10 protein-coding genes and 1 pseudogene are annotated in these 9,692 nt (G+C 65.3%); 7 read left to right on the forward strand and 4 right to left on the reverse strand.

Annotated elements, in window-relative coordinates:
- Positions 1-81: 81 nt before the first annotated feature.
- The 3 genes from K309_RS0124300 to K309_RS0124310 all read right to left on the reverse strand — a co-directional run bounded on the left by K309_RS0124300 (position 82) and on the right by K309_RS0124310 (position 2,739).
- Positions 82-405 (reverse strand): DUF4212 domain-containing protein, encoded by a 324-nt coding sequence (locus tag K309_RS0124300; protein ID WP_029048826.1) that lies wholly within the window; start codon positions 403-405, stop codon positions 82-84.
- Complete coding sequence (locus K309_RS0124305; protein ID WP_029048827.1) at positions 402-1,955, reverse strand: sensor histidine kinase; 1,554 nt, start codon at positions 1,953-1,955, stop codon at positions 402-404. The genes K309_RS0124300 and K309_RS0124305 overlap by 4 nt, the downstream gene beginning before the upstream one ends.
- Before the next feature lie 94 nt (positions 1,956-2,049).
- Positions 2,050-2,739: a response regulator transcription factor gene (locus tag K309_RS0124310; RefSeq protein WP_029048828.1), complete on the reverse strand. Its 690-nt coding sequence runs from the start codon at positions 2,737-2,739 to the stop codon at positions 2,050-2,052.
- 228 nt (positions 2,740-2,967) lie between these two features.
- On the opposite strand from K309_RS0124310, the gene recA reads away from it, so the two are divergent.
- The 7 genes and pseudogenes from recA to K309_RS43895 form a co-directional block, all read left to right on the forward strand.
- A complete protein-coding gene (recA, locus tag K309_RS0124315; RefSeq protein ID WP_029048829.1) occupies positions 2,968-4,023 on the forward strand; it encodes a recombinase RecA in 1,056 nt (351 codons plus the stop codon).
- A 103-nt stretch (positions 4,024-4,126) separates the two neighbouring features.
- Positions 4,127-4,594 carry a recombination regulator RecX gene (gene recX, locus K309_RS0124320; protein ID WP_029048830.1) on the forward strand — a complete coding sequence of 156 codons (468 nt, stop codon included), beginning with the start codon at positions 4,127-4,129 and terminating at the stop codon, positions 4,592-4,594.
- Positions 4,595-4,801: 207 nt separating this feature from the next.
- Entirely contained in the window at positions 4,802-5,509 is a 708-nt protein-coding gene (locus tag K309_RS0124325; RefSeq protein WP_029048831.1) for a DUF2889 domain-containing protein, read from the forward strand.
- Positions 5,510-5,600: 91 nt separating this feature from the next.
- Positions 5,601-6,767 (forward strand): ADP-forming succinate--CoA ligase subunit beta, encoded by a 1,167-nt coding sequence (gene sucC, locus K309_RS0124330; RefSeq protein WP_029048832.1) that lies wholly within the window; start codon positions 5,601-5,603, stop codon positions 6,765-6,767.
- A gap of 99 nt (positions 6,768-6,866) precedes the next feature.
- Positions 6,867-7,748: a succinate--CoA ligase subunit alpha gene (gene sucD, locus K309_RS0124335; RefSeq protein WP_029048833.1), complete on the forward strand. Its 882-nt coding sequence runs from the start codon at positions 6,867-6,869 to the stop codon at positions 7,746-7,748.
- Between the two features lie 254 nt (positions 7,749-8,002).
- Positions 8,003-8,698, forward strand: a complete 696-nt coding sequence (locus tag K309_RS0124340) for a TerC family protein (protein ID WP_029048834.1) — start codon at positions 8,003-8,005, stop codon at positions 8,696-8,698.
- 318 nt (positions 8,699-9,016) lie between these two features.
- Positions 9,017-9,298, forward strand: a pseudogene (locus K309_RS43895) (pilin); the annotation flags it as partial.
- A gap of 98 nt (positions 9,299-9,396) precedes the next feature.
- Here K309_RS43895 and K309_RS0124350 read toward each other — a convergent pair.
- A partial coding sequence (locus K309_RS0124350) for an IS256 family transposase (RefSeq protein ID WP_029048835.1) occupies positions 9,397-9,692 on the reverse strand: 296 nt, incomplete at its 5' end.

Raw genomic sequence — 9,692 nt, forward strand, 5'->3', positions numbered from 1 at the left:
CGTTTTCAGGGCCGCGCATGCTGCGGTGCAGCCAGCCTTGGCTCATGTCCGGCATTGCCTGGCGGCTCCGCCGGCATATCGCTATGCAGCATCGGAGCCGGGCCCGCGCATGGCGCCCTGCGAAGGCCGGGGGGTGGGCGCGTCAGCTTCGTCGTGCGTTTCGTCGGCGCGGTTCATGCGCCAGGCGTAGAGGGCGGCCATCAGCACGTAGACCACCAGCGCACCCTGCGCGCCCACCCAGAACGAGAACGGCCAGCCGAAGAAGTCAAAGCGCAATTCGCGCGCGAACCACGCCACCACGAAGGTGACCACGAACCAGACCGCCAGCAGTCCGGCAATCCAGCGCAGGTTGCGGTGCCAGGCCTGGCGCTGGCGCGCCTCGGCGAGGTCGGGGGTGTCGTTCATGGTGCGGAGAGATCGGTGGGGCGGCGCAGTGTCACGCGGAAATGCGCGCCGGCCAGGCGCGGCGATTGCTGGTAGACGTGGTCGGATATCTGCACATCGCCGCCGTGCTGCTGCACGATCTCGCGCACGATGGCCAGGCCCAGCCCGCTGCCTTCGGTATTGGTGCCGAGCACGCGGTAGAAGCGCTCCATCACGCGTTCGCGGTCGGCCGGTGCAATGCCCGGGCCGGTATCTTCCACGTCCAGGTAGGCAAACGGCTCGAAGGCATCGGCGCTGACGCGCACCGTCGCGTGCCCGCCGCGCGGCGTGTAGCGGATGGCATTGTCGAGCAGGTTGTTGAGCATCTCGGTCAGCATCAGCCGGTTGCCCAGCACGGTCACCGGGTGGTCGTCGGCTTCCAGCCCCAGGTCGATGTCGCGCGCCCAGGCTTGCGGCAGCCAGTCCTTGACCACCTCGCGCGCCAGTGCACCCAGGTCGAGCTCGCCCATGCCGCCGGCGCCGGCCAGGTTTTCCATGCGCGCCAGCGACAGCAGCTGCGTAACCAGGTGCGCGGTGCGCTCGGAGCTGCCCGCAATCTGGGCCAGCGAGCGCCGCAGCTCTTCCGGCGACTGCTCTCGCTGCGCCAGCTCGGCCTGCATGCGCAGCCCCGCCAGCGGGGTCTTCATCTGGTGCGCGGCATCGGCGATAAAGCGCTTCTGCGTCTGCACCGACTGGTCCAGCCGCGCCAGCAGGTCGTTGAACGATCCCACCAGCGGCGTGATCTCCTGCGGTGCGGCGCGCTCGTCGATGGGACTGGTGTCGCCCGGGTTGCGCGCGCGGATGCGCTGCTGGATCGCGGTCAGCGGCGCCAGCCCGCGCGAGAGCCCGAACCACACCAGCACCACCGCCAGCGGCAGGATCACGAACTGGGGCAGGATCACGCCCTTGATGATCTCGTTGGCCAGGCGCGCGCGCTTGTCGAGCGTCTCGGCCACCTGCACCAGCACCGGCTGGTTGCCGCTGACATGGCGCAGGTCGACGTAGGTGTAGGCCACGCGCACGTCGTTGCCGGCGACGCGGTCGTCGCGCAGCGACACCAGGCCGGCGTGGCCCTGGTCTTCTTCCGATGGCAACGGCAGGTCGTGGTCCCCGGCGATGTACTCGCCGTGCTTGCCGACCACCTGGTAATAGATACTGTCGGTCTCGTCCGCGCGCAGGATCTCGCGCGCCGACAGGGGCAACTGCAGCGTGACGCGGCCGTTGACCTCGCGCACCTGCTGCGATAGCACGATGGCGCTGGCCTCCAGCGCCCGGTCGAACGGGCCGTTGGCGATCGACTTGGCGACCAGGTAGGTCACCGCGATGCTCATTGGCCACAGCAGCAGCAGCGGCGCCAGCATCCAGTCGAGGATCTCGCCGAACAGCGAGCGCGGCGCGGGCGTGGCCGTGCTTTCCTCCAGGTGCGGCAGTGCGTCGGCCAGTTCCTGGTCGGCGGTGCCCGCCGGCGTGGCAGGGGAGGGTGGCGGCACGGCGCGGTGCGCGCGCCGCCAGGGCAGTTGCAGCAGGCTCATCTCGACGGTGGTCGTTCGGGTGCGGTCGTGCTCGCCTGCAAGGGTGGGGCTAAGGTACGGGCCGCGTCAATGGGGCCACATCAACAGGGCCGCGTCAGTGCTGCGCGGCCACGGCCGGCTGGAATTTTTCCAGGCAGTAGCCCAGGCCGCGTACCGTGGCGATGCGGATGCCGCCCACCTCGATCTTTTTGCGCAGGCGGTGCACGTAGACTTCGATGGCGTTGTTGCTGACTTCTTCGCCCCACTCGCACAGGTGGTCGACCAGCTGTTCCTTGGACACCAGCCGCCCGCAGCGCGTGAGCAGGATCTCCAGCAGGCCGAGCTCGCGCGCCGACAGGTCGAGCATCTGCTCGTTCAGGTAGGCGATGCGGCCGACCTGGTCGAAGGCCAGCGGCCCGTGCCGCATCAGCGTGGCGCCGCCACCGGCGCCGCGGCGCACCAGCGCGCGCACGCGCGCTTCCAGCTCGGACAGCGCAAAGGGCTTGGCCATGTAGTCGTCGGCGCCCAGGTCCAGGCCCTTGACGCGTTCGTCGACGCTGTCGGCCGCGGTCAGGATCAGCACCGGCAGCATCGCGCCGCGGGCGCGCAGGCGCTTGAGCACCTCCAGGCCGGACATGCGCGGCAGTCCCAGGTCGAGGATCAGCAGGTCGAAGGTCTGGGTGGAGAGGGCCGAGTCGGCGCCCAGCCCGTCGGCGACGTGGTCGACGGCATAACCCGAGTGGCGTAACGACCGCGTCAGGCCGTCGGCCAGCGTGTCGTCATCTTCGGCGATCAGAATACGCATGGTTGTCTCCACCCCTGGCCGGCATAGCCGGGCGCCTCGAGAATGGGCGCGATGGGGCTTGCCAAGCATACTGTTTTTTTATACAGTACCCGCACATTCCGCTGGGGCCGCCCTGGGATGATCCCTGAGTGGCGGCCGCGCAGACAGCCGGGCCGGCGCTGGAGCCGGCAAAAGCCGGTGCCGCGCCACATGCGGCCTATTTATACACCATTTGATTCAAGGACGACCATGGACGACAAGAAGGCAGGTGCCGGCGTGAGCGCCGAGAAGCAGAAGGCGCTTGCCGCCGCGCTCTCCCAGATCGAGAAGCAGTTCGGCAAGGGCTCGATCATGCGCCTGGGCGACGGCGAGGTCGAGAAGGACATCCAGGTGGTCTCCACCGGGTCGCTCGGCCTGGACATCGCGCTTGGCGTCGGCGGCCTGCCGCGCGGCCGCGTGGTCGAGATCTATGGTCCGGAATCGTCGGGCAAGACCACGCTGACGCTGCAGGTCGTGGCCGAGATGCAGAAGCTGGGCGGCACCTGCGCCTTTATCGACGCCGAGCATGCGCTGGATGTCAGCTACGCCGGCAAGCTGGGCGTGAACGTCGGCGACCTGCTGATCTCGCAGCCGGACACCGGCGAGCAGGCGCTGGAAATCACCGACGCGCTGGTGCGCTCGGGCTCGATCGACCTGATCGTGATCGACTCGGTGGCGGCGCTGGTGCCCAAGGCCGAAATCGAAGGCGAAATGGGCGACTCGCTGCCCGGCCTGCAGGCCCGCCTGATGAGCCAGGCGCTGCGCAAGCTGACCGGCACCATCAAGCGCACCAACTGCCTGGTGATCTTCATCAACCAGATCCGCATGAAGATCGGCGTGATGTTCGGCTCGCCGGAAACCACCACCGGCGGCAATGCGCTGAAGTTCTACGCCTCGGTGCGCCTGGATATCCGCCGCATCGGCTCGATCAAGAAGGGTGACGACGTCATCGGCAACGAGACCAAGGTCAAGGTGGTCAAGAACAAGGTCTCGCCGCCGTTCCGCGAAGCCTTCTTCGACATCCTGTACGGCCAGGGCATCTCCCGCCAGGGCGAGATCATCGACCTGGGCGTGGATGCCAAGATCGTCGAGAAGGCGGGCGCGTGGTACAGCTACAACGGCGACAAGATCGGCCAGGGCAAGGACAACGCACGCGAGTACCTGCGCGAGAACCCGGACATCGCCGAAGAAATCGAGAACAAGGTGCGTGCCGCGCTGGGCGTGGCGCCGACCAACGTCGTGCCGGCCGAAGTGCTGGAAGACTGAGCGCCAGCCAGCCGCTGGAGCAACCGGAAGGGCCGGGGCATCGCCGATGCGCCGGCCTTTTTGTTTAGGCCCGCGGTGGAAACTTCACGATCTCAATGTCTCAATGGCCACCCGTCCCCCCCTGTCCCTGAAGGCCCGCGCCGTCGGCTACCTGTCGCGCCGCGAGCACAGCCGGGCCGAGCTGGCGCGCAAGCTGGCGCCCCATGCCGAGTCGCCGGAGCAGCTCGAGCAGCTGCTCGATGCGCTCGAGCGCGAGAACTGGCTGTCCAACCAGCGCTTTGCCGACAGCCTGGTCCATCGCCGCGGCGCCCGCTACGGCGCGGCCAGGGTGATGCAGGAAGCCAAGACCCACAAGCTGGACAGCGAACAGCTGGGCGAATTGCAGGAAAGGCTGCGCGCCACCGAAACCGAGCGTGCCCGCGAGGTCTGGCGCAAGCGTTTCGGCATGCCGCCGGAGTCGCCGGAGGTGCGTGCCAAGCAGATTCGCTTCATGGTGGCGCGGGGATTCTCGCGCGCGGTGGTCAGCAAGATCATCCAGGGCGCTGACGAAGCGTACGGCGACAACGACTGAAGCGTCTGGGTGTGGCATCGTCCGCATTTAATGAGCCATTACCTGCACTGGCATCACGGTGTATCGGCGCGCCGTCGCCCGACAATGCGGCGCGACAGTCGCCACACAAGGATGTTCCCGGGCAAACCAGCGCGGCATGTTAAACTCCCCAGGTTATTCGGTGCTCCGGCGCCGCCGTTCCCAAGCCCCCAGTATTCCAGCCTGGCCATGCCTCTGTCCCAGCCCGTCAACCGCTCCCCGCGCCATCGCCGTGCCATCACGGCCGAGGCGTATCAGAGAGAGGACGGCCTGTGGGATATCGAGGTGCGCCTGACCGACACCAAGCCTCGCGATATCGAACTTGCCGGCGACCGTATCCGCCCGGTGGGCCAGCCCCTGCACGACCTGTGGCTGCGCGTCACGATCAACGAGGACATGACGGTGCTGGATGCCGAGGCCTGCTCCGACTGGGTGCCGTACCCGTCGCAGTGCGACACCATCGGCCCGGCCTACCGCAAGCTGATCGGCCTGAACCTGCGCAAGGGCTTCCGCAAGGCGGTGCGCGAGCGCCTGGGCGGCATCAATGGTTGCTCCCATCTGACCGAAGCCGCCGGCGTGCTGCCCAGCACCGCGATCCAGGCGTTTGCCGGCGAAGTCATCAGTATCCGCGACAACGGCGAGGACGATCCGAATCCGGAGCCGCCCTATCAGTTGCACGGCTGCCACGCGCTGCGTTTCGACGGCGAGGTGGTCCGTGAGTTTTACCCGCGCTGGTATGGTCACCAGCCGACGCCCAAGCCAAGGGCCGAGGCCGCACCTGCCGTCGCAACCGCGCCTCGGGCGCCCGCCGTGGCCAATGGCGACCGCGGTGGTCAAGCCAATGACGACGGCAACGACGCTGTCCCGGCCGACAGGCCAACCGGTACCTCCGGCTGATTCTCAGGATTAGCCAGCCAGACGAGAGAGTTCGTCTCCTTTTTCAGATTCTTCCCTTCTACCTTTTACGCCTACCCGAAAGGAAACACGCATGAATATCCATGAGTATCAAGGCAAGGAAATCCTGCGCAAATACAATGTGCCGGTTCCGCGCGGCATCCCCGCGTTCTCGGTTGACGAGGCCCTGAAGGCCGCAGAACAGCTCGGCGGCCCGGTGTGGGTTGTCAAGGCGCAGATCCACGCGGGTGGCCGCGGCAAGGGCGGCGGCGTCAAGGTTGCCAAGAGCATGGACGAGGTCAAGCAATACGCCTCGAACATCCTGGGCATGCAGCTGGTCACGCACCAGACCGGTCCGGAAGGCAAGAAGGTCAACCGCCTGCTGATCGAAGAAGGCGCCGACATCAAGAAGGAACTGTACGTTTCGCTGGTGGTGGACCGCGTTTCGCAGAAGATCGCGCTGATGGCGTCGAGCGAAGGCGGCATGGACATCGAGGAAGTCGCTGCCCACACCCCGGAAAAGATCCACACCCTGATCATCGAGCCGTCGACCGGCCTGACCGACGCTGACGCCGACGACATCGCCCGCAAGATCGGCGTGCCCGACGCGAGCGTGGCGCAAGCCCGCCAGGCCCTGCAAGGCCTGTACAAGGCGTTCTACGACACCGACGCCTCGCTGGCCGAAATCAACCCGCTGATCCTGACCGGCGACGGCAAGGTCATCGCCCTGGACGCCAAGTTCAACTTCGACTCGAACGCGCTGTTCCGTCATCCGGAAATCGTCGCGTACCGTGACCTGGATGAAGAAGACGCCAACGAAATCGAGGCCTCGAAGTTCGACCTGGCCTACATCTCGCTGGACGGCAACATCGGCTGCCTGGTGAACGGCGCCGGCCTGGCCATGGCCACCATGGACACCATCAAGCTGTTCGGCGGCGAGCCGGCCAACTTCCTCGACGTGGGCGGCGGTGCCACCACGGAGAAGGTGACCGAAGCCTTCAAGCTGATGCTGAGCAACAAGAACGTGCAGGCCATCCTGGTCAACATCTTCGGCGGCATCATGCGTTGCGACGTGATCGCCGAAGGCGTGATCTCGGCTTCGAAGGCCGTGCACCTGACGGTGCCGCTGGTCGTGCGCATGAAGGGTACCAACGAAGAGCTGGGCCGCAAGATGCTGGCCGAGTCGGGCCTGCCCATCATCTCGGCCGACACGATGGAAGAAGCCGCCCAGAAGGTGGTGGCCGCTGCCGCTGGCAAGTAAGCCGTCGCACGAACGCAACCATACGCGAACGCGAGCGGTACGTAGGCGCTTTGACGAGCGCCCGCGCGTACCGCTCGTCGCCAAGCAAAGGATTACAGCATGTCGATTCTGATCAACAAAGACACCAAGGTCATCACCCAGGGCATCACCGGCAAGACCGGCCAGTTCCACACCCGTGGCTGCCGCGACTACGCCAATGGCAAGAACGCCTTCGTCGCAGGCGTGAACCCGAAGAAGGCCGGCGAAGACTTCGAAGGCATTCCCATCTACGCCAGCGTCGAGGACGCCAAGGCCCAGACCGGCGCCACCGTGTCGGTCATCTACGTGCCGCCCGCAGGCGCCGCTGCCGCGATCTGGGAAGCCGTTGACGCCGACCTGGACCTGGTGGTCTGCATCACCGAAGGCATCCCCGTGCGCGACATGATGGAAGTCAAGGACCGCATGCGCCGTGAGAACAAGAAGACCCTGCTGCTGGGGCCGAACTGCCCGGGCCTGATCACGCCGGACGAAATCAAGATCGGCATCATGCCGGGCCACATCCACAAGAAGGGCCGCATCGGCGTGGTGTCGCGCTCGGGCACGCTGACGTACGAAGCCGTGGGCCAGCTGACCGCGCTGGGCCTGGGCCAGTCGTCGGCTGTCGGCATTGGTGGCGACCCCATCAACGGCCTGAAGCACATCGACGTGATGAAGATGTTCAACGACGATCCGGACACGGACGCCGTGGTCATGATTGGTGAGATCGGTGGTCCGGACGAGGCCAACGCCGCCCACTGGATCAAGGACAACATGAAGAAGCCGGTGGTTGGCTTCATCGCTGGCGTGACCGCGCCTCCGGGCAAGCGCATGGGCCACGCCGGCGCGCTGATCTCGGGCGGTGCCGACACCGCCCAGGCCAAGCTGGAAATCATGGAAGCCTGCGGTATCAAGGTGACCAAGAACCCGTCGGAGATGGGCCGCCTGCTGAAGGCGATGCTGTAAGGTCTGCTTGCCGTTCCCGCTGTCGCGGGAATGACAGACTTGTGATGCCCCCGCCCTTCTGGCGGGGGCATTCTCTTTTACGGCGAGTGATTCGGGGGTCACGAAAACCCCGGAACATTACAGGATTGAAATCTAATCGAAAGGTTCGTGGGTTAAACAGTCATGTCTGCGCTTTCAGACATCCGAACACCCGTCAGATGACGGGGCGCGCCACGCATAGAACCGCCACTACATAGAACTCGAGGAGCCTACCCGTGGAACTGCTGTCTTCCACCACTTTCTGGATTGCGTTGGGATCGATCATCCTGACCAACATCGTCCTGTCCGGCGACAACGCGGTGGTGATCGCGCTCGCCTCGCGCAACCTGCCGCCCGCCCAGCAGAAGAAGGCCATCTTCTGGGGCAGCGCTGCCGCCATCATCATGCGCGTGGTGCTGACCGTGGCCGCAGTCAAGCTGCTGAGCCTGCCATACCTGAAGATCGTCGGCGCCGTGCTGCTGGTCTATATCGGCGTGCAGCTGCTGACCGGCGATGACGATGAGGAAGGCCACGACGGCAAGGACAATATCTGGGCCGCTATCCGCACCATCCTGATCGCCGACCTGGTGATGTCACTGGACAACGTGGTTGCCGTGGCCGCTGCCGCGCAGAAGGGCCCCGAGGGCAGCCAGCTGATGCTGCTGGTCATCGGCCTGGGCCTGTCGATCCCGCTGATCGTGTTCGGCAGCACGCTGCTGCTCAAGGTGATGGAGCGCTTCCCGGTCATCATCGTGCTGGGCGCCGCGCTGCTGGGCTACCTGGCTGGCGAAATGCTGGTCAGCGACCCGGTCGATGCCGCCTGGTTCGAAATCCACGTGCCGCACGCCCACCTGGTATTCGGCGCCGCCGGCGCGATCCTGGTGGTGATCATTGGCAAGATGCTGAACCGCCGGTCGCCGCAGACGGCCTGACGGGTATTGCTTCGCACGGAAGGGCGGCCGGTTGGCCGCCCTTTTTTGTTGCCACTTGGCGGACGTCCTTTGTCGGTGCGGTTTCCAACTAACTCATGTGAGTGATCGCACATTTTGTCGCTTCGGCGGGTGGTAATGCGCCCAGGTGACAAAATTTGGCGCAAGCGGCGGGCTTTCCGCTGTCGGGTGACGAAATTTGTCGCTTTTTGCCCCCTGCGGACGGGGGATATGGCTGGCACGCTTACTGCTGATTAGCCCCCGCGTCACGAAACCGAAGACGTGCAACGCTTAACCAAAATCTCTTCGAGGGGTCAAATCATGCAACGGGTACAAAAACTGAAGAAGCTGGGCCGTCGGGTCCAGAAGGGCTTTACGCTGATCGAACTGATGATCGTGGTGGCGATCATTGGTATTTTGGCGGCGATCGCGATTCCGCAATATCAGGACTACACCGTTCGAGCGAAGGCTTCTGAAGGCCTTACACTTGCCTCATCGGTTAAGACGGCGATTGCTATGGCGGCATCGGGTGGTGATATCAGTGCGGCTTCGAATGCCGCGCAGGCTGGCGCTGATGCACTCGGTATCCCTCTGCCGGCCGGGTTTGCGAGCAATCTCGTTGCGACGATTGCAGTCGCAGGTACAAGCGCCGCCGGAGATAAAGTCAAATCTGGTGTACGAAGGTTGATCGTGGCCGGTTCTCAGGCGGCGAGTTTCTGCTGATCCGGCGGATTGTCTTGCGCCGGGGCACCGTCCTTGAAGGGAATGCCCTTCAAGAGCAGTTCGATGTGTTCGGCACCGTTGATGCGGCGCCAGGTTTTCTCGGCTTCCTCGATCAGCTTGAAGGCCAGGCCAAGGAAGGTCGCTCGTGACACACAGTTGCGCGTGCGCGTCGTGCGGTGACGCACAGTCGCGAAGGTCGACTCAATCGCGTTCGTCGTGCGGATGTGCTGCCAGTGCTCGGCCGGGAAGTCGTAGAACGTCAACAGGCTGTCCC

The sequence above is a fragment of the Cupriavidus phytohabitans genome, assembly GCF_000426345.1.
Classification (GTDB): domain Bacteria; phylum Pseudomonadota; class Gammaproteobacteria; order Burkholderiales; family Burkholderiaceae; genus Cupriavidus.

What these genes read in the sequence shown, in the direction of transcription:
- K309_RS0124325 (WP_029048831.1), top strand. Translation starts at nt 4,802, where the DNA reads ATGCCTCTGTCCCAGCCCGTCAACCGCTCCCCGCGCCATCGCCGTGCC.
- sucC (WP_029048832.1), top strand. Translation starts at nt 5,601, where the DNA reads ATGAATATCCATGAGTATCAAGGCAAGGAAATCCTGCGCAAATACAAT.
- K309_RS0124310 (WP_029048828.1), bottom strand. Translation starts at nt 2,739, where the DNA reads ATGCGTATTCTGATCGCCGAAGATGACGACACGCTGGCCGACGGCCTG.
- K309_RS0124305 (WP_029048827.1), bottom strand. Translation starts at nt 1,955, where the DNA reads ATGAGCCTGCTGCAACTGCCCTGGCGGCGCGCGCACCGCGCCGTGCCG.
- recA (WP_029048829.1), top strand. Translation starts at nt 2,968, where the DNA reads ATGGACGACAAGAAGGCAGGTGCCGGCGTGAGCGCCGAGAAGCAGAAG.
- K309_RS0124300 (WP_029048826.1), bottom strand. Translation starts at nt 405, where the DNA reads ATGAACGACACCCCCGACCTCGCCGAGGCGCGCCAGCGCCAGGCCTGG.
- recX (WP_029048830.1), top strand. Translation starts at nt 4,127, where the DNA reads ATGGCCACCCGTCCCCCCCTGTCCCTGAAGGCCCGCGCCGTCGGCTAC.
- sucD (WP_029048833.1), top strand. Translation starts at nt 6,867, where the DNA reads ATGTCGATTCTGATCAACAAAGACACCAAGGTCATCACCCAGGGCATC.